Raw genomic sequence first — 18,521 nt, 5'->3', positions numbered from 1 at the left:
CTCATCTGTGCGTGTCCAGGTGCCTGCGGTGCAGCCACTTCGGCAGTCCCGGCGCCTCCAGGAAGCCCTCCGCGCGGGCCGAGGCGAGGCCGATGCGCAGCAGGTCCGCGCTCTTCTCGAAGAGCAGGAACCGCGGCTCCCAGATGGGCCGGTACTTGGCGTTGGCGCGGTACAGCGACTCGATCTGCCACCAGCGGGAGAAGAAGCTGAGCAGCGACCGCCACAGCCTCAGCACCGGTCCGGCACCGAGGCGCGCCCCACGTTCGAAGACCGACCTGAACATCGCGAAGTTGAGTGAGACCTGCGTGATCCCGATCTCTCCGGCCCGCCGCAGCAGCTCGATGACCATGAACTCCATCAGCCCGTTGTCGGAGTCCCGGTCCCGGCGCATGAGGTCCAGGGACAGTCCGTGCGGCCCCCACGGCACGAAGGAGAGCAGCGCCCGCAGCCGGCCCTCGGCGTCCGTGCACTCCAGCATCACGCACCGGCCGTCCTCGGGGTCCCCGAGCCGCCCCAGCGCCATGCTGAACCCGCGCTCGGTCGCCCCGTCCCGCCAGTCGTCCGCACGCTCGACCAGATACGCCGTCTCGTCCGCCGGGATGTCCTCGTGGCGCCGGATCCGCACCTCGTACCCGGCCCGCTTCACCCGGTTGTACGCCTGCCGGACGGTGCGCATCGCCCGCCCCTCCAGCGTGAACTCGGCGACCTCCACGAGCGCTTCGTCGCCCAGCTCCAGCGCGCCCAGCCCGTGCCGGCCGTAGACCGTCCCCGCCTCCTCGCTCGCCCCCATCACCGCCGGGATCCAGCCGTGCGCCCGCGCCTGGGCCAGCCACGGCGCGATCGCCCCCGGCCACGCCTCCGGGTCGCCGAGCGGATCCCCGGAGGCCAGGCTCACCCCGCCGACCACGCGGTAGGCGACGGCCGCCTTCCCGGTCGGCGACCACACCACGCTCTTCTCCCGGCGCAGCGCGAAGTAGCCGAGGGAGTCCCGCTCGCCGTGCCGCTGCAGCAGCGCCCGCAGCTGTTTCTCGTCGTCCTCGGTGAGCGGGTCGACGGCGCGCCGGGAGCGGAAGGCCGCGTAGAACACGGCGAGGACGAGGGCCGTGCTGAGCACGTTGACGGCGACGTTGGCCCAGTTCGGCGGGTCGATGCCGGGGAAGCGGGACTCCTCCGCGGCCACCGACACCAGCCGCAGGGCGCCGTAGTGCCAGCGCTCGAGGAAGGTCGAACGGGCCGTGTCCGGCGCCTGGTTGGTGACCGTCACCAGCAGCCCGGCCAGCAGGCTCGCGACGAGCCCGCCCCCGACGGCGACGGTCGCGGCGAGCCGCGGATTGGCCCGGTCGCCCTTGGCGTAGAACTCCCGCCGGCCCACGAGGAGCGCCCCGACGAAGGCCGCCGTCAGCCCCAGCGACACCCAGTTCTGCGCGTACCGCCGGATCTCCGGGAACGCCATGGCGAAGGCGAACAGCGCGAGGAACGCCCCGCTCAGCACGGTGTTGAGGATCCACGCGGCCCGCTTCCTGCGCCGCATGGTGATCGCCAGGAACGCGGTGAACAGGCCCGAGGCGAAGCCGGCGGTCAGCAGATAGGGCGTGAAGAAGTCGTCCTGGTTGTGCCGGCGCACGTCCTGGCCGAGCGAGACCCACACCGCGCTGAGGAAGTTGATGAAGGCGACGGTCCGCAGATACCAGACGGCGAGGGCGGCGCCCCGCCGGGAAGCCCCGGTCGACCGCCGCCCCTGCGCGTTCGGGCGCCCTGGTTCGGTTCGCGACTGAACGGCAATTCGGGCATCTCCCATGGTGAAGGATCATATGGGCGACCTGGCCGCGAACCATGTTATTCAGGTCATCCGTGCTGCCGTGCGAGCAGCGCCCGCGCCGTCTTTCCGCCGCGACGGCACTCGGCCGGGACGGCGGGGACGGCGGGGACGGACGGCGGGGACGGACGGCGGGGACGGACGGCGGGGACGGACGGCGGGGACCGGCGGTGGCGAACCGGCCGAAACCCGACTACTCCTGAGCCTCTTCCGGCTCCTTCTCGTCCTCCGGCCGCTCGGGAAGCTCCGCGGCCAGCGCGGCGGCGCTGCGCACCAGCGGCAGGGCCAGCAGCGCGCCGGCGCCCTCGCCGACCTTCACCCCCTGCTCCAGCAGCGGCTCCAGCGCCATCCGGTCCAGCGCCTTCGCCTGCCCCGGCTCCCCGCTGTCGTGCCCCGCCAGCCACCAGTCCGGCGCCCGGAAGGCGACCCGCTGCGCGACCAGCGCGCACGCCGCGGTCACGACGCCGTCCAGGATCACCGGCAGCTTCCGCACCGCGCACTGCAGCAGGAACCCGGTCATCGCCGCCAGGTCCGCCCCGCCCACGGTCGCCAGCAGCTGCAGCTGGTCCCCGAGCACCGGCCGGGCCCGCCTGAGCGCGTCCCGGATCGCCGCGCACTTGCGCATCCACGCCAGGTCGTCGATCGCGAGGCCGCCCCGCCCGGTCACCACCGAGGCGTCGGTGCCGCACAGCGCGGCGATGAGCACCGCCGCCGCCGTGGTGCCGCCCACGCTGATGTCGCCGAGCACCACCAGGTCGGTGCCGGAGTCGGCCTCCTCGTCGGCGACCGCGACACCCGCCCGCAGCGCCGCCTCGGCCTCGTCCAGGGTGAGCGCGTCCTCGACGTCGATCCGGCCGCTGCCGCGCCGCACCCGGTGCCGTACGACGTCCTCGGGGAACGCGTCCGGTTCGCAGTCCAGCGCCATGTCCACGACCCGCACGGGCACGTCCAGCCGCCGGGCGAGCACGGACACCGGGCTCGCACCCTCCAGGACCGCCCGCACCAGCTGCCCGGCGCCGCCCGCGGGCCGCGCCGACACGCCCAGCCCGGCGACGCCGTGGTCACCGGCGAAGAGGACCACCCGGGGCCGTTCGACCGGCCGTACCGGTACGGCACTCTGGGCGGCGGACAGCCACTCGCCCAGCTCGTCGAGGCGGCCCAGCGCGCCGGGCGGCACGATCTGGCGCTCCCGCCGGGCCTCGGCGTCACGGCGCACGCCCCCGTCCGGGCGCTCGATCAGATCGGTGAAGTCGTCCAGATTAAGCCTGCTCATTCGCCGAACAGTACCGCCAGCGAACGAACGCTTCCGCGCCACATGGCCACCACACTCCGACGATGTCTTTGCTCCCCGGATCGGGATCCCATACGTTCCGGTTTGCAGCGGAATGTCGCACAGGGAGCCGCCCATGCCGACCTCGCCCCCCACGCCGTACGTCACCTCGGACGCCGCCGACACCTTCCTGGAACCGCGCCGCGAGAACTGCCCGTGGTGCGGCTCCCCCCGGCTGCGCGTCCGGGTGCGCGCGGCCGATCCGCTGCGGCACCGGCCGGGCGCGTTCCCGCTCGACAGATGCGACGACTGCGCCCACACCTTCCAGAACCCCCGGCTCACGGCGGAGGGACTCGCCTTCTTCCACCGGGACTTCTACGAGCGGCAGCTGGAGGAGTTCGCGGACCGCCTCCTCACCCCGCAGGAGGTCCGCCGCCGGCACCGCGCCACCGCCCACCGGCTGTCGGAGCTGCCCGAACCGGAGAGCTGGCTGGACGTGGGCACGGGCCACGCCCGCTTCCCCGAGGCGGCCAAGGAGTTCTTCCCGTACACCAGCTTCGACGGACTCGACCCGACGGCCCGGGTGGAGCAGGCGGCCATGGAGGAGCGGATCGAGGAGGCCCACCGCGGCTACCTCACCACCCCCGGCACGACGGCCCGGCTGCGCGCCCGCTACGACGTGGTCAGCATGTTCCACCACCTGGAGCAGGCCCCCGACCCGCGCGCCGAGCTCCGCGCGGCCCTGACGGTCCTGCGTCCCGGCGGCCACCTCGTCATCGAAGTCACCGATCCGCGCAGCGCGTTCGCCCTGCTCCTCGGCAGGTGGTGGCTCCCCTACGGCCAGCCGCGCACCCTCAGCCTGATGCCGCCGGCCAACCTCCGCGCGGAGCTGGAGGCCCTGGGCTGCACGGTCCTGGTGACGGACCGCGGCTCCGCGCACATCCCCTACGACCTGTCAGCGGCCGTCGCCCTGGCCGTGGCCCACGCCCACCCCCTCCTGCGGGCGGTGGCCACCCCCGCCCTGATCCTGGCCTCGGAGCTGGACCACATCCTCTCCCCCCTGACCCGTCGCACCCCCTTCTCCAACACCTACCGGCTCGTGGCCCGCGCACCCGCCCGGCCGCAGGCCCCCGCGCCGGGGCCGCCGGGCGCCGCTCAGCCCCGCAGCACCACGGCCTGACCCGCGACGACCAGCAGCACCTGCTCGCACTCCGACCCGAACGCCGCGTTCAGCCGCCCCAGTTCGTCCCGGTAGCGGCGGCCGGACGCCGTCGCGGGCACGATGCCCGAGCCGACCTCGTTGGACACCGCGACAACGGTCCGCCGGCTCGCCCGCACCGCCGACGCCAGCTCCCGCACCCGCTCCCGCAGCGCCTTCTCACCGCCCCCCGCCCACTCCGCGTCGTCCCAGGCCCCCACCGAGTCCATGACGTCCGTCAGCCACAGCGACAGACAGTCGATCAGCAGCGGCGGGCCCTCCTCCGCCAGCAGCGGCACCAGATCGGTCGTCTCCGTCGTACGCCACGACCCCGGCCGCCGCTCCCGGTGCGCGGCCACCCGCGCCGCCCACTCGGTGTCCCCACCCCGCGTCCCCCCGGTCGCCACGTACAGCACGTCCGGGAAGGACTCCAGCCGCCGTTCGGCCTCCACCGACTTGCCCGACCGCGCCCCGCCCAGCACCAGCGTCCGGCGCGGCACGTCCGGCACGTCCTCGTACACCCCCACCGCCAGCGTCGTACCGTCCGGCACCGCCCGCGCCCCGGCCGCCGCCAGCCGCCGGTGCAACTCCGGGCCGGGCGGCACGTCGTGGTCGAGGTGGACGGCCAGCACATCCGTCGTCGGGCCGACCGAGCCGACCGCCCGCAGCCGGGCCAGCGCGTCCGGACGGCCCACCACGTCCACGAGGACCATGTCGTACGACCGCGCCGTCGACTCCTCCAGACCGGCCGGGGCCCCGCCGGGCGGCAGATACAGCAACCGCTGCCCGTCCGCCCCGGTCACCGCGTACCCGGTGCCGCCCGCGTCCATCGCCACGGCCCGCACCCGATGCCCCGTCAGCAGGGTCAACTCCCGCCCGTCCGGCACCCGTCCGGGCTGCGGCAGCCCGGCCGGCACCTCGACCGGCGGGCCGTCGTGCGGATGTGACAGCAGCACCTGCCGTACCCCGCCCAGCGAATGCCCGGCCCGCGCCGCCGCGAACGCCGCACCCGGCGTCAGATCGAGCAGCACCGACCCGTCCACGAGCACGGCGGTCGCCGCCCGCGCGTCCGGTCCGAGCGCGACCGCACAGGCGGCGCAGGGACAGTCGGGCCGAGGCAGTCCGGCCGGGGCACCAGTACCGAGCAGAGTCACTTCCACGCACCGATTCTCACCTGTGCCGGCGGGTACCGCTCACTTGCGGCTCCCTGGGGACGCCACCGGCCCGCGGGTGATCCACCACCTCTAACGGCCGACCCGGCGGAGCGCATACGCTGACGAGCAGGAGTTGGATCACAAGGAGGCCTACATGACGGCATGGACGTGGCGGTTCGAGAAGGCCGACGGGACGGAGGTCCAGCCCTCGGTGCAGCCCGAGGAGTTCACCACGCAAGGGGACGCCGAGTCCTGGATCGGCGAGCACTGGAAGGCGCTGCAGGAGGGCGGAGCCGACCAGGTGCGGCTGTTCGAGGAGACCAGCGAGATCTACGGGCCGATGAGCCTGCACGCCGACGCGTCGTAGGACCCGCCGGGCGGTGAGGAGGGCGTCCGCGTTCGGCCGCGGCCCTCCTCACTGCTCGCCCAGCGTCACCTGCGCCGTCCGCCGCGCGCCGGCGCGCTGGTAGGTGACCGTCGTCCGCTGCCCCGGCTCGGCCGTGGCCAGCGCCTCCGCCAGCGAGGTGAGGGTGGTGACGGGCCGGCCGCCGACCTCGGTGATGACGTCCCCGGCCCGCAGCCCCGCCCTGTCGGCCGCGCCGCCGCCGTGCACGGTGACCACCGCCACCCCGGCCGGCCGGTAGCCGGCGTCCACCACCGTCCGCGCGGTGATGCCGAGCGCGGCCCGCCCGGAGTCGACGACCTTGCCGTGCTTCACGATCTGTTCCGCGATCGTCCGCACCATCGACGCCGGGATGGCGAACCCGATACCGGGCGCGGCGCTGCCGCCGAGGGCGGGGTCGGCCGCGGCGAGCGTCGGGATGCCGATGACCCGCCCGTCGAGGTCGACCAGGGCGCCCCCGCTGTTGCCGGGGTTGATGGCGGCCGACGTCTGCACCATGTTGGCGATCGTCGCGCCCGTCCCCCCGCCGCCGTTCTCGCTGACGGTCCGTCCGGTCGCCGAGACGATGCCCTGGGTCACGCTGGAGGACAGCCCGAGCGGCGATCCCATGGCCAGGACGAGCTGCCCGACCTCCACCTTCCCGGAGTCCCCGAACCGCGCCGGCTTCAGCCCGTCCGGCACCTTGTCCAGCTTGATCACGGCGAGGTCCTGCTCGGGGTAGGAGTAGACCAGGCTCGCCGTGAGCGGCTCCTCGGTGTGGGCCGTCGTCACCTTGAAGGTCTTCTCCGACCCCACCACGTGCGCGTTGGTGACGATGTGTCCCCTGTCGTCGAACACCACTCCGGAGCCCAGGTCATGGCTCGCCTGGATCTGCACCACCGACGGCAGGACGTCCCTGATGACCTGCTGGAACCGGCTCTGCAGATCGGCCGCGGCCGTCGGCACGGCCGCCCCGGTGGCCACCGCCGCCTCCGGCCGGGCCGGGCCGACGGACTCGGTGCAGCCCGCGGCGAGGGCCGCGCAGCAGACCAGTGCGGCGGCGGTGACGGTCTTCCGAAGGGCACGGCTGGGGGAGGCGTCCATGCCCCGAGTCTCACCGCGCGGTGATCACCCGGCCCGTGGAGTTCCCCTGAACGGGCTCAGCCCCGTACGCCGCACAGGTGCAGCAGTGCCGCCACGCCGCGGTAGGGGTCCGTGCGCCCGGCCCGTTCCTCCGCCGCCAGCAGCGTCTGCAGGTCCTCCGGGATCTCGGCGCCGTCCGCCGCGGTGTCCGTGAAGACCCGGACGCCGTACCAGGCGTGCAGCGGGGCCGCGATCCCGGCGAGGGTGGCGGTGAGCGCCGACAGCCGGTCGGCGCGGACGTCCAGGCCCAGGCGGTTGCGGTAGGAGACCGTGTCGAAGGCGGCCAGCGTGCCCGCCCAGTCCCCGGACAGGCCGGGCCGCAGGGCGAGCGCGTCGCCGTTGCGCACGAGGAGGGAGAGGAGTCCGCCCGGCGCCAGCATCCGGGCCAGGCCCGCCACCAGCGGGTCGGGCTCCTCGACGTACATCAGGACGCCGTGGCAGAGCACCACGTCGAAACTGCCCGGCAGGAAGTGCACGCCGGTGTCCCGTCCGTCGCCCTGCACCAGCCGGACCCGCGCGCGGATGCCCTCCGGCTCACCGGCCAGCGTCTCCCGCGCGGTCGCGATCATCGTCGCGTCCTGCTCGACCCCGGTCACCTGGTGGCCGAGCCGGGCCAGCCGCAGCGCCTGCGTGCCCTGGCCCATCCCCACGTCGAGCACGCGCAGCCGCTGCCCGACCGGGAACCGCCCGGCTATCTGCTCGTCGAGCTGCCGGGCCACCAGCTCCTGCCGCACGACGTCGCGCAGGCCGCCCAGCTTGCTCAGCCAGGCGTCGGCCGCCCCCCCGGTGAAAGCGTCTGCGCTCAGGGCCGCTCTCCGCGCTTGACCTGCGGCTTCGGCAGACGGAGCCGACGCATCTGCAGGGACCGCATCAGCGCGTAGGCGACCGCGCCACGCGTGTTCTGGTCCCCGAAGCGCTCCTTGAGCCGCTTCTTCAGCCGGAAGCCGCTGAACGCCGCGTCGAGCACGATCAGCACGATCACGATCAGCCAGAGCAGCAGCGCGATCGACTGGATCGCCGGCACCCGCACCACGCTCAGCACGAGGATCACCACGGCGAGCGGCAGGAAGAACTCCGCCACGTTGAACCGCGAGTCCACCCAGTCGCGGGCGAACCTGCGGACCGGGCCCTTGTCACGGGCGGGCAGATAGCGCTCGTCACCGCTGGCCAGCGCCTGGCGCTGCCGCTGGAGCGCCTGGCGCCGGTCCTCGCGCTGACGCTTCGCGGCCTCCTTGCGGTTCGTGGGGGTCTGGGCGACGCTGCGGCGCTGGGACTGGGCCTCACTGCGCTTGGGCGTGGGCCTGCCCTTCGGGGCCTGCGGGTCACGGGGCTGCTTCGAGAGGGCTACCGGCGCCTTGTCGGCGGGGGCCTTCTCATCCTTGGCACGGCTACGGAACACAAAACCCAAGGGTAAGGGCATCCCCGGCATGGACCCCAGCCCGGCGGGGAACGATCCGGCAACACCGGGCGTCATGGAGGGACAGAGGGGGCGTTCCGGCCGGGGTCCCGAGGGGGGCCCGGTGGGGTCCGAGGGGGTCCCGGTGGGGGATCACCTACTCCTCACGCCGGAGCGATATCGTCCGCAGTCGTCCTCGGGGATGAGCGCATCACCTCCCGGACAGTGCGGTAATGGAGTCAGGGCCCGTACTGTGGGTTCTGTCGCAGGATCTGTGAGCTGGAGTCCGTCAGAAGGGGGCGCGCGAAGCCCATGAGCGGTGTCATGAAGCGTATGGGGATGATCTTCCGCGCGAAGGCGAACAAGGCCCTTGACCGGGCCGAGGACCCGCGCGAGACCCTCGATTACTCGTACCAGAAGCAGCTGGAGCTGCTGCAGAAGGTGCGCCGCGGCGTCGCCGACGTGGCGACCAGCCGCAAGCGCCTGGAACTCCAGCTCAACCAGCTGCAGCAGCAGTCCTCCAAGCTGGAGGACCAGGGCCGCAAGGCGCTCGCGCTGGGCCGGGAGGACCTGGCCCGCGAGGCGCTGTCCCGGCGTTCCGCCCTGCAGCAGCAGGTCACGGACCTGGAGACGCAGCACACGACCCTCCAGGGCGAGGAGGAGAAGCTCACCCTGGCGGCCCAGCGCCTGCAGGCCAAGGTCGACGCCTTCCGTACGAAGAAGGAGACCATCAAGGCCACCTACACCGCCGCCCAGGCCCAGACCCGGATCGGCGAGGCGTTCTCCGGCATCTCCGAGGAGATGGGCGACGTCGGCCTCGCCATCCAGCGCGCCGAGGACAAGACGCAGCAGCTCCAGGCCCGCGCCGGCGCCATCGACGAGCTGCTCGCCTCGGGTGCCCTGGACGACCCGTCCGGCATGGCCAAGGACGACATCGCGGCCGAGCTGGACCGGATCTCCGGTGGTAGTGATGTAGAGCTGGAACTGCAGCGCATGAAGGCCGAGCTGGCCGGGGGCTCCCCGCAGCAGGCGATCGAGGGCGGCACCGGACAGGGGCAGTCCCAGCAGCAGCCGCAGGACACCCCGCGCTTCGACAAGCAGTAGCCCGGCGCCGGGACCCGAGCCGAGGAGGCCGACGTGATCGTACGGATCATGGGGGAGGGCCAGGTGAAGCTCGCCGATGCCCACTTCGCCGAGCTGAACAAGCTGGACGACGAACTCCTGGAAGAGGTGGAGAGCGGCGACGGCGCCGGATTCCGCGCCACTCTCCAGGCCCTCCTGGGCAAGGTCCGTGAACTGGGCGAGCCGCTGCCCGACGACGCGCTGGAACCCTCCGAGCTGATCCTGCCGGCGCCGGACGCGTCGCTGGAGGAGGTCCGGCAGATGCTCAGCGACGACGGGCTGATCCCGGGCTGACCCCCGCCCGGGAGCCGGCCCGGGGCGCACGTCCGGGCCGGGGCAGGGCCGGGACTCCGGGTCAGTTCAGGGTGAACCAGGTGGTGCGGGACTTCTGCCACTCCGGGTGGGAGAGGTCCTTCGCCTCGGTGCCGTCACCGTAGAGGTCGGCGGAGCCGTCGTCGGTGATCAGCTGCACCCGGGCGCCGGAGGCGCTCAGGTCGGGCACGGAGACGACGGACTCCCAGGCGCCCGCGTCGGCCGTCGGCAGATCGAGCACCTTCACCGGCTGGTGCCCGGCCACGCCGTCCCAGGAGTACAGAGCGTATGGGTCGCTGTTGTCGTCGGCGGCCCAGGAGCCGGCGAGGACCAGGTACTGGCCGGCGTCGTTCCTGCGCAGATCGCGGATGGACAGCCCGCCGAGGTCCAGCTCGATCGGCGTGCCGAAGGCCGCCTTGGTGCCGCGTGCCACCTGGTCCATGTTCGTCACCGGCACGATCAGCGCCTTCCCGCCGTTCTGCGGCGGCACGAGCGGGGCGCGGAAGCCGACGTAGGCGGTGGTCGTGCTGCCCGGCGCGAACTCCAGCCCCTCGACGTTGAAGCCGTCGATCTCCTTCGGGACCTGCCCGTCGGCGGTGCCGGCGGCGAAGCCGTAGCGGTCGCCGTTCGCCTCGTCCCAGGCCACCAGGTCGTCCCGCAGCCGGTGCCCCGCCGTGCCGAAGGTGAGCCGGGTGGCGGCACCCGAGCCGGAGACGGTCGTGGTGAACACCGTGTTCCGGTCGGCCTTGTACACGCCGTCCTTGTTGTTGCCCAGCGACCCGGTCCAGTAGATCGTGTTGCCGACGCGGGCGGCGCCCTCGATGTCGACCTCCTTGTCGGCACCCAGCGCGCCGTCCAGGGCCCAGGTCCGCACGGGCGCGCCCGAGGCCGAGCCGTCGTACAGGCGCAGGGTGTTGTCCTCGTCGTTGCCGACGACGACGTATCCGCCGCCCACGTCCACCGCGGCGGAGGCGTCCGAGGCGCCGGTGAGGTAGCCGGCGTCGGCGGAGTGCTGGACGGCCGGGGAGGCCGCGTAGTGCAGCGTGGTCGTGGCCGTCTTGCCGCCGAGGCCGGTCACCTTCAGCGTGAGGTCGGCGTAGCCCTGGCCGTGCGCGGTCACGGCGACGGTACGGGTGCCTGCGGTGCCGGTGACCCGGACGTCGCCGGTGCCGGCCACGCCGCTCGCGCTCGTCCTGGTGGCGGTCACGGTGAGGGCGGAGGCGTCGGCACCGCTCTGCGCGACGGTGACGGTGGCGACGGGGTCGCCCGTGCCGCCGACGGCGCCCGAGAGGTAGGAGGCCGACAGCTTGATCGTCGGGGTGCCGTACGTCACCGCGTGGGCGGAGGTGGTCAGGCCGGTGGCCGAGACGAGACAGAGCGCTGCGGCGGACCAGATCACACGGAGCTGAGGGCGCACGGGGGGCCTTTCGTCGGCGGGATGCTGGCGAGAAGGCTGAGGACATCCGGCCAACGGGGATCGACAGTTGACGGTCCGTCGGGCGTCCGGACGCCCAATTTCCCCGCGTCCCGCACGGTGCGCTCGTCCCCGCACCGGTACAAGGCGCTGGAAACCACCCGTACTGTTCAGGACGTGAGCACTCTCGACCGCGCCCGCTGCAGCCTCAAGGCCCATCCCTGGGCCCTGGACGCGGCCATCGCGGCAGGCGTCCTGGTGTGCATGGTCGCGGGCTCCTTCGTCGTGCCCCGCGGCCCGCACGGCGTCACCTGGGGCCTGCGCACCCCCGACCCGCTCAGCCTGGTGCTGATGTTCCTCGCCGCGGTCACGCTCGTCTTCCGCCGCCGTGCCGCGCGGACGGTCCTCGCGGTCACCGGCGCCCTCGCCGTGATCGAGTGCGTCACCGGCGACCCCCGGGCCCCGGTCGCCATGTCCGCCGTGATCGCCCTGTACACCGTCGCCTCGACCACCGACCGCACCACCACGCTCCGGGTCGGTCTGCTCACCATGACCGTGCTGACGGCCGCCGCCATGCTCGCCGGCCCGCTGCCCTGGTACGCGCAGGAGAACCTCGCGATCGTCGCCTGGACCGGCATCGGTGCCACCGCGGGCGACGCCGTGCGCAGCCGCCGCGCGGTCGTCCAGGCCATCCGGGAGCGCGCCGAACGCGCCGAGCGCACCCGGGAGGAGGAGGCCCGCCGCCGGGTCGCGGAGGAGCGGCTGCGCATCGCCCGCGATCTGCACGACGTCGTCGCCCATCACATCGCCCTGGTCAATGTGCAGGCCGGGGTCGCCGCCCACGTCATGGACAAGCGGCCCGACCAGGCCAAGGAGGCCCTCGCCCACGTCCGCGCGGCCAGCCGCTCCGCGCTGGACGAACTGCGCGCCACCGTCGGCCTGCTCCGCCAGTCCGGCGACCCCGCGGCCCCCACCGAACCCGCCCCCGGCCTCAGCCGACTCGACGACCTGGCCGCCACCTTCCGCAGCGCGGGCCTCCCGGTGGACGTGGCCCGCACCGACGAGGACACCGAACTGCCCGCCGCCGTCGACCTGGCCGCCTACCGGATCATCCAGGAGGCCCTGACGAACGCCCGCAAGCACGCGGGGCCGGGCGCCCAGGCGCAGGTCAGCGTCGTACGGGTCGGACCGCACATCGAGGTCACCGTCCTCGACGACGGCTCGGCCGCACCGGGCGCCCCGCAGGCCGGCGGCGGACACGGGCTGCTCGGCATGCGCGAGCGGGTCGGCGCGCTCGGCGGCACCCTCACCACCGGGCCCCGCTACGGCGGCGGCTTCCGGGTCCATGCGATCCTGCCCCTCACGACCCAAGCGCGTACGACGGCCCCGGGGGAGCCCGCATGACGATCCGTGTCCTGCTCGCCGACGACCAGGCGCTGCTGCGCAGCGCGTTCCGGGTGCTGGTCGACTCCGAGCCCGACATGGAGGTGGTGGGGGAGGCCTCCGACGGTGCGGAGGCGGTGCGCCTGGCCGGGGAGACGGCCGCCGACGTCGTCCTCATGGACATCCGGATGCCCGGCACCGACGGCCTCGCCGCGACCCGTCTGATCGGCGCCGATCCGTCCCTCGCACAGGTCCGGGTGGTCATCCTGACCACCTTCGAGGTGGACGACTACGTGATCCAGTCGCTGCGCGCCGGCGCCTCCGGCTTCCTCGGCAAGGGCAGCGAGCCGGAGGAGCTGCTGAACGCCATCCGGGTCGCGGCGGGCGGCGAGGCGCTGCTGTCCCCGGCCGCGACCAAGGGGCTGATCGCCCGCTTCCTCGCCCAGGGCGACGGCGACGACCGCGACCCCGCCCGCTCCGAGCGGCTCGGCGCGCTCACCGGCCGGGAGCGGGAGGTGCTCGTCCAGGTCGCGGGCGGCCACTCCAACGACGAGATCGCCGAGCGCCTGGAGGTCAGCCCGCTGACCGTGAAGACGCACGTCAACCGGGCCATGGCCAAGCTCGGCGCGCGGGACCGGGCACAGCTCGTGGTGATCGCGTACGAGTCGGGGCTGGTGCGTCCGAGGACGGACTGATCTCCACCCGCGTGTACTGCGGGTGGAGTAGGGCCCGGATAAGGAAATGGACTCTGGGCTTACGGTTCGGCCCTGAGCGATGGGTGAGGGTGAGGGGGTCTGCCGCTCCCTGAAGAGAGACCCTGATCCATGTCCTGGCTGTCGAGATTCAGCCTCCGGCAACGGGCCCTGACCGGCCTGATGTCGCTCGTCGCGCTCGTCTTCGGGCTGATCGCGATACCCCAGATCAAGCAGCAGCTGCTGCCCACCATCAACCTGCCGATGGTGTCGGTGATCGCCCCGTACCAGGGGGCCTCGCCCGACGTCGTGGAGAAGCAGGTCGTCGAGCCCATCGAGAACAACCTGCAGGGCGTCGACGGCGTCAGCGGCGTCACCTCCACCGCGAGCGAGGGCAACGCCGTGATCATGGCGTCCTTCGACTACGGCAACGACACCAAGCGGATCGTCTCCGACGTCCAGCAGGCCGTGAACCGGGCGCGCAACCAGCTGCCCGACGGCGTGGACCCGCAGGTCGTCTCCGGCTCCACGGACGACATGCCGACCGTGGTCCTCGCCGCCACCTCCGGCAAGGACCAGCAGGCGCTCGCCGACCAGCTCGACACCACCGTCGTACCGGCCCTGAAGGACATCGACGGCGTGGGCCGCGTCCAGGTCACCGGCGTCCGCGACCTCCAGGTCACGGTCACGCCGGACGACGCGAAGCTCGCCCGGGCGGGCCTCACCTCCGCGGCCCTCGGCCAGGCCCTGCAGGCCGGCGGCGCGACCGTCCCGGCCGGCTCCTTCGACGAGGACGGCGCCAACCGCACCGTCCAGGTCGGCGGCGGCTTCACCTCGCTGAAGCAGATCCAGGACCTCGCCGTCACCGGTGAGAAGGGCGGCAGGCCCGTACGCCTCGGTGACGTCGCCACCGTGCGGGAGCAGCCGGCCCCGGCCGACGCGATCACCCGCACCGACGGCCGGCCCAGCCTCGCCGTCACCGTGACCATGGACCACGACGGCAGCGCGGTCACCATCTCGAACGCGGTCGAGGACAAGCTGCCCGGCCTGCGCGAGCAGCTCGGCTCCGGCGCGAAGCTCACGGTCGTCAGCGACCAGGGCCCGGCGGTGTCGAAGTCCATCAAGGGCCTCACCACGGAGGGCGCCCTCGGTCTGCTCTTCGCGGTCCTGATCATCCTGGTCTTCCTGGCGTCGATCCGCTCGACGCTGGTCACGGCCGTGTCCATCCCGCTGTCCGTCGTCCTCGCGCTGATCGTGCTGTGGACGCGCGGCCTGTCCCTGAACATGCTCACGCTGGGCGCGCTGACCATCGCCATCGGCCGGGTCGTCGACGACTCGATCGTGGTCCTGGAGAACATCAAGCGGCACCTGGGCTACGGCGAGGAGCGCACGGCGGCGATCCTGACCGCCGTCCGCGAGGTGGCCGGCGCGGTCACCTCCTCCACCCTCACCACGGTCGCCGTGTTCCTGCCGATCGGCCTGGTCGGCGGCATGGTGGGCGCCCTGTTCGGCTCCTTCAGCATCACGGTGACGGCGGCCCTGCTGGCCTCGCTGCTGGTGTCGCTGACGGTCGTGCCCGTCCTGTCGTACTGGTTCCTGCGCGCCCCGAAGGGCACCCCTGGGGACGCCGACGAGGCCCGCCGCCGCGCCGAGGAGAAGGAGGCGAACAGCCGCCTCCAGCGCCTCTACGTCCCCGTGCTGCGCTTCGCCACCCGCCGCCGCCTCACCAGCGTCGTGATCGCGATCGTCGTTCTGGTCGTCACGTTCGGCATGGGCGGCCTGCTGAAGACGAACTTCTTCGACCAGGGCGAGCAGGAGGTCCTCACGGTCAAGCAGGAGCTGAAGCCGGGTACGAGCCTCGCCGCCACGGACCGGCAGGCCAAGCGGGTCGAGAAGCTGCTCGCGTCCACCGAGGGCGTCAAGGACTACCAGGTCACCGTCGGCTCCTCCGGCTTCATGGCGGCGTTCGGCGGCGGCACGGACACCAACCAGGCGTCGTACCAGGTGATGCTGGAGGACTCGAAGTCCTACGACAAGGTCCAGCGGCACCTCGAGGACGGCCTGAAGAAGCTGAAGGGCATCGGCACGACCACCGTGTCGGCCGGTGACGGCTTCGGCAACCAGAACCTGAGCGTGGTGGTCAAGGCGGCCGACCCGCAGGCGCTGCGCACGGCGGCCGAGCAGGTCCGCTCCACGGTCGCCGGCCTCGACGGCGTCACGGACGTCACCAGCGACCTCGCGACCAGCGTGCCGCGGATCTCGGTGAAGGCCGATGCCAGGGCGGCGGCGGCCGGGTTCGACGACCAGAAGCTGGGCGCGGCGGTCGCCCAGGCGGTCCGCGGGACGACGGCGGCGAAGGCGGTCCTCGACGACACCGAGCGCGACGTCGTCGTGAGGTCGGCGAAGCCCGCCACCACCCTGGCCCAGCTGAAGAGCCTGCGCCTCGGCCCGGTGAAGCTGGGCGACATCGCCACGGTGAAGCTGGTGGACGGCCCGGTCTCGCTGACCCGGATCGACGGCCGGCGCGCCGCCACCGTCACGGCCAGGCCGACCGGCGACAACACGGGCGCGGTCAGCACCCGGCTGCAGTCGAGGATCAAGGCCCTGAGGCTGCCCGCGGGCGCCGAGGCGGAGATCGGCGGCGTGACCTCGGACCAGAACGACGCCTTCAAGAACCTGGGCCTGGCCATGCTGGCGGCGATCGCGATCGTCTTCATGCTGCTGGTGGCCACGTTCCGGTCCCTGGCCCAGCCGCTGATCCTGCTGGTCTCCATCCCGTTCGCGGCGACGGGCGCGATCGGGCTGCTGGTCGCCACCGGCACCCCGATGGGCGTCCCGGCGATGATCGGCATGCTGATGCTGATCGGCATCGTGGTGACCAACGCGATCGTGCTGATCGACCTGATCAACCAGTACCGGCGCCGGGGCCACGGCGTGGTCGAGGCCGTGATCGAGGGCGGCCGCCACCGGCTCCGCCCGATCCTGATGACGGCCCTGGCGACGATCTTCGCCCTGCTGCCCATGGCCTTGGGCGTCACCGGCGAGGGCGGCTTCATCGCCCAGCCGCTGGCGGTGGTCGTCATCGGCGGTCTGATCACGTCCACCCTGCTCACCCTGCTCCTCGTCCCGACGCTGTACGCGATGCTGGAGCTGCGCAAGGAGCGGCGGGCGAAGAAGCGGGCCGCGAAGCGCGAGGTGCAGGAGGCCGAGGTTCTCGAACCTGCGGGTGTCTGAACCCCGCGGGCCCCGAGCACAGCGATGAGGCCCGGCCCCCCTTCCGGGGAGCCGGGCCTCGGTCCTGTCCGGGGGAGCCCTACGGCAGCGCCAGCATCCGCTCCAGGGCCAGCTTGGCGAACGCCTCCGTCTCCCGGTCGACCTCGATCCGGTTGACCAGGTTGCCCTCGGCCAGGGACTCCAGGGCCCAGACCAGGTGGGGCAGGTCGATGCGGTTCATGGTCGAGCAGAAGCAGACCGTCTTGTCCAGGAAGACGATCTCCTTGCCCTCGGGCGCGAAACGGTTCGCCAGCCGGCGGACCAGGTTCAGCTCGGTGCCGATGGCCCACTTCGAGCCGGCCGGCGCGGCCTCCAGGGCCTTGATGATGTACTCGGTGGAGCCGACGTGGTCGGCGGCGGCCACGACCTCGTGCTTGCACTCGGGGTGGACGAGCACGTTCACGCCGGGGATGCGCTCACGGACGTCGTTGACCGAGTCGAGGCTGAAGCGGCCGTGCACCGAGCAGTGGCCGCGCCACAGGATCATCCTGGCGTCCCGCAGCTGCTGCGCCGTCAGCCCGCCGTTCGGCTTGTGCGGGTTGTAGACCACGCAGTCGTCCAGGGACATGCCCATGTCGCGGACGGCGGTGTTGCGGCCCAGGTGCTGGTCGGGCAGGAACAGCACCTTCTCGCCCTGCTCGAAGGCCCAGTCCAGGGCCCGCTTGGCGTTGGAGGAGGTGCAGATCGTGCCGCCGTGCTTGCCGGTGAACGCCTTGATGTCGGCCGAGGAGTTCATGTACGAGACCGGCACCACCTGCTCGGCGACGCCCGCCTCGGTCAGCACGTCCCAGCACTCCGCGACCTGCTCGGCCGTCGCCATGTCGGCCATGGAGCAGCCGGCGGCGAGGTCGGGCAGGACGACCTTCTGGGCGTCCGAGGTGAGGATGTCGGCCGACTCGGCCATGAAGTGCACACCGCAGAAGACGATGTACTCGGCCTCCGGGCGCGCGGCCGCGTCCCGGGCCAGCTTGAAGGAGTCACCCGTGACGTCGGCGAACTGGATGACCTCGTCGCGCTGGTAGTGGTGGCCGAGCACGAAGACCTTGTCGCCGAGCTTCTCCTTGGCCGCGCGGGCGCGCTGGACCAGGTCGGGGTCGGACGGCGAAGGCAGGTCGCCGGGGCACTCGACGCCCCGCTCGCTCTTCGGGTCGGCCTCGCGGCCGAGCAGCAACAGGGCGAGCGGAGTCGGCTGTACGTCGAGTTCCGGGGTCTGGGCGGTGGTCACGACACGCACCCTTTCTACTTTTCGTCTAACTGACGCTATCTATCATAACCGCTTCACGTCAGTTTGACGATGCCCATAGCGTCCATGTGACGTGAATCCCGCCCGGGTCGCTCCTCGGGCTGCTGTCCGCTCTGTCGGCCATGTGCGAGCATGAAGAAGGAAGCGACAACGCGACAACGCGACTGCCCGGCCCGGAATGAATCCGCGGAAGCGCCGGTTGCACTCGTCGGCAAGCAGTCTCCGTACAACCCGGGAGAGATGTAGATGTCCGTATCGGACGAGACCAGCACCGCCACCGACGGCATCATCCTGAGTGACGCCGCCGCGGCCAAGGTCAAGGCCCTGCTCGACCAGGAAGGCCGTGACGACCTCGCCCTGCGTGTCGCCGTCCAGCCCGGCGGCTGCTCCGGCCTGCGTTACCAGCTCTTCTTCGACGAGCGTTCCCTCGACGGCGACGTCGTCAAGGACTTCGGCGGGGTCAAGGTCGTCACCGACCGCATGAGCGCTCCGTACCTGGGCGGCGCGTCGATCGACTTCGTCGACACCATTGAGAAGCAGGGCTTCACGATCGACAACCCGAACGCGACGGGCTCCTGCGCCTGCGGCGACTCCTTCAGCTGAGCCGACGGCCACGGACTGAGAAGGCGGCGGCCCCCCGGCGAGGGGGGCACGCGGTCAGGGCGGCGATGAACGAGGTGAGCAGGAACAGTCCGCCGCACACCGCGCCGAACCCGATGCCCC

At 72.6% G+C, this 18,521-nt stretch carries 16 protein-coding genes; 8 read left to right on the top strand and 8 right to left on the bottom strand.

The features are described 5' to 3' along the window. Window position 1 precedes the first annotated feature (1 nt). Both AB0N17_RS37740 and cobT read right to left on the bottom strand, forming a co-directional pair. Complete coding sequence (locus AB0N17_RS37740) at window positions 2-1,798, bottom strand: phosphatidylglycerol lysyltransferase domain-containing protein (RefSeq protein ID WP_366016176.1); 1,797 nt, start codon at window positions 1,796-1,798, stop codon at window positions 2-4. Window positions 1,799-2,009: 211 nt separating this feature from the next. Then, on the bottom strand, window positions 2,010-3,089 hold the full coding sequence (cobT, locus tag AB0N17_RS37735) for a nicotinate-nucleotide--dimethylbenzimidazole phosphoribosyltransferase (protein ID WP_366016175.1): 1,080 nt from the start codon (window positions 3,087-3,089) through the stop codon (window positions 2,010-2,012). Between the two features lie 133 nt (window positions 3,090-3,222). On the opposite strand from cobT, the gene AB0N17_RS37730 reads away from it, so the two are divergent. After that, entirely contained in the window at window positions 3,223-4,266 is a 1,044-nt protein-coding gene (locus AB0N17_RS37730) for a class I SAM-dependent methyltransferase (protein WP_366016174.1), read from the top strand. Here the strand turns inward: AB0N17_RS37730 and AB0N17_RS37725 are convergent. After that, on the bottom strand, window positions 4,242-5,444 hold the full coding sequence (locus tag AB0N17_RS37725) for a bifunctional adenosylcobinamide kinase/adenosylcobinamide-phosphate guanylyltransferase (RefSeq protein ID WP_366016173.1): 1,203 nt from the start codon (window positions 5,442-5,444) through the stop codon (window positions 4,242-4,244). The genes AB0N17_RS37730 and AB0N17_RS37725 overlap by 25 nt on opposite strands. A gap of 148 nt (window positions 5,445-5,592) precedes the next feature. Here AB0N17_RS37725 and AB0N17_RS37720 point away from each other — a divergent pair, with 148 nt between their 5' ends. After that, entirely contained in the window at window positions 5,593-5,805 is a 213-nt protein-coding gene (locus AB0N17_RS37720) for a hypothetical protein (protein ID WP_366016172.1), read from the top strand. A gap of 48 nt (window positions 5,806-5,853) precedes the next feature. On the opposite strand, the gene AB0N17_RS37715 is transcribed toward AB0N17_RS37720, so the two are convergent. From AB0N17_RS37715 to AB0N17_RS37705, 3 genes are all read right to left on the bottom strand, one after another. Further along, window positions 5,854-6,924: a trypsin-like peptidase domain-containing protein gene (locus AB0N17_RS37715; RefSeq protein WP_366016171.1), complete on the bottom strand. Its 1,071-nt coding sequence runs from the start codon at window positions 6,922-6,924 to the stop codon at window positions 5,854-5,856. A 56-nt stretch (window positions 6,925-6,980) separates the two neighbouring features. Continuing rightward, a complete protein-coding gene (locus AB0N17_RS37710; RefSeq protein WP_366016206.1) occupies window positions 6,981-7,682 on the bottom strand; it encodes a methyltransferase domain-containing protein in 702 nt (233 codons plus the stop codon). Window positions 7,683-7,765: 83 nt separating this feature from the next. Next, window positions 7,766-8,362, bottom strand: coding sequence for a DUF3043 domain-containing protein (locus AB0N17_RS37705; RefSeq protein WP_366016170.1), 597 nt, complete (start codon window positions 8,360-8,362; stop codon window positions 7,766-7,768). Window positions 8,363-8,671: 309 nt separating this feature from the next. Between AB0N17_RS37705 and AB0N17_RS37700 the strand changes: the two genes are divergently transcribed. Both AB0N17_RS37700 and AB0N17_RS37695 read left to right on the top strand, forming a co-directional pair. Then, window positions 8,672-9,463, top strand: a complete 792-nt coding sequence (locus AB0N17_RS37700; RefSeq protein ID WP_366016169.1) for a PspA/IM30 family protein — start codon at window positions 8,672-8,674, stop codon at window positions 9,461-9,463. Between the two features lie 33 nt (window positions 9,464-9,496). Next, entirely contained in the window at window positions 9,497-9,775 is a 279-nt protein-coding gene (locus AB0N17_RS37695) for a hypothetical protein (protein WP_366016168.1), read from the top strand. A 61-nt stretch (window positions 9,776-9,836) separates the two neighbouring features. On the opposite strand, the gene AB0N17_RS37690 is transcribed toward AB0N17_RS37695, so the two are convergent. After that, window positions 9,837-11,210 (bottom strand): hypothetical protein, encoded by a 1,374-nt coding sequence (locus tag AB0N17_RS37690; RefSeq protein WP_366016167.1) that lies wholly within the window; start codon window positions 11,208-11,210, stop codon window positions 9,837-9,839. A 174-nt stretch (window positions 11,211-11,384) separates the two neighbouring features. On the opposite strand from AB0N17_RS37690, the gene AB0N17_RS37685 reads away from it, so the two are divergent. The 3 genes from AB0N17_RS37685 to AB0N17_RS37675 all read left to right on the top strand — a co-directional run bounded on the left by AB0N17_RS37685 (window position 11,385) and on the right by AB0N17_RS37675 (window position 16,516). Then, window positions 11,385-12,611 (top strand): sensor histidine kinase, encoded by a 1,227-nt coding sequence (locus AB0N17_RS37685; protein ID WP_366016166.1) that lies wholly within the window; start codon window positions 11,385-11,387, stop codon window positions 12,609-12,611. Beyond that, on the top strand, window positions 12,608-13,285 hold the full coding sequence (locus AB0N17_RS37680) for a response regulator transcription factor (RefSeq protein ID WP_366016165.1): 678 nt from the start codon (window positions 12,608-12,610) through the stop codon (window positions 13,283-13,285). Before AB0N17_RS37685 ends, AB0N17_RS37680 begins: the two co-directional genes overlap by 4 nt. Window positions 13,286-13,414: 129 nt before the next feature. Then, window positions 13,415-16,516: an efflux RND transporter permease subunit gene (locus AB0N17_RS37675; protein ID WP_366016164.1), complete on the top strand. Its 3,102-nt coding sequence runs from the start codon at window positions 13,415-13,417 to the stop codon at window positions 16,514-16,516. Window positions 16,517-16,595: 79 nt separating this feature from the next. Here AB0N17_RS37675 and nadA read toward each other — a convergent pair whose 3' ends face one another. Beyond that, a complete protein-coding gene (nadA, locus tag AB0N17_RS37670) occupies window positions 16,596-17,780 on the bottom strand; it encodes a quinolinate synthase NadA (RefSeq protein ID WP_366016163.1) in 1,185 nt (394 codons plus the stop codon). A gap of 264 nt (window positions 17,781-18,044) precedes the next feature. Here nadA and AB0N17_RS37665 point away from each other — a divergent pair, with 264 nt between their 5' ends. Beyond that, window positions 18,045-18,401, top strand: coding sequence for an iron-sulfur cluster assembly accessory protein (locus AB0N17_RS37665; protein ID WP_030951236.1), 357 nt, complete (start codon window positions 18,045-18,047; stop codon window positions 18,399-18,401). The last annotated feature ends 120 nt before the right edge of the window (window positions 18,402-18,521 follow it).

The organism is Streptomyces sp. NPDC051133 (genome assembly GCF_040682635.1).
Taxonomy (GTDB): Bacteria; Actinomycetota; Actinomycetes; order Streptomycetales; family Streptomycetaceae; genus Streptomyces.
Note: the sequence above shows the minus strand (reverse complement) of the source record. Positions and strands in the feature narration are given on the sequence as shown.

Coding starts and splice junctions, on each gene's coding strand:
- AB0N17_RS37715 (WP_366016171.1), bottom strand. CDS start 6,924: ATGGACGCCTCCCCCAGCCGTGCCCTTCGGAAGACCGTCACCGCCGCC.
- AB0N17_RS37740 (WP_366016176.1), bottom strand. CDS start 1,798: ATGGGAGATGCCCGAATTGCCGTTCAGTCGCGAACCGAACCAGGGCGC.
- AB0N17_RS37730 (WP_366016174.1), top strand. CDS start 3,223: ATGCCGACCTCGCCCCCCACGCCGTACGTCACCTCGGACGCCGCCGAC.
- AB0N17_RS37675 (WP_366016164.1), top strand. CDS start 13,415: ATGTCCTGGCTGTCGAGATTCAGCCTCCGGCAACGGGCCCTGACCGGC.
- AB0N17_RS37700 (WP_366016169.1), top strand. CDS start 8,672: ATGAGCGGTGTCATGAAGCGTATGGGGATGATCTTCCGCGCGAAGGCG.
- AB0N17_RS37720 (WP_366016172.1), top strand. CDS start 5,593: ATGACGGCATGGACGTGGCGGTTCGAGAAGGCCGACGGGACGGAGGTC.
- AB0N17_RS37665 (WP_030951236.1), top strand. CDS start 18,045: ATGTCCGTATCGGACGAGACCAGCACCGCCACCGACGGCATCATCCTG.
- AB0N17_RS37680 (WP_366016165.1), top strand. CDS start 12,608: ATGACGATCCGTGTCCTGCTCGCCGACGACCAGGCGCTGCTGCGCAGC.
- cobT (WP_366016175.1), bottom strand. CDS start 3,089: ATGAGCAGGCTTAATCTGGACGACTTCACCGATCTGATCGAGCGCCCG.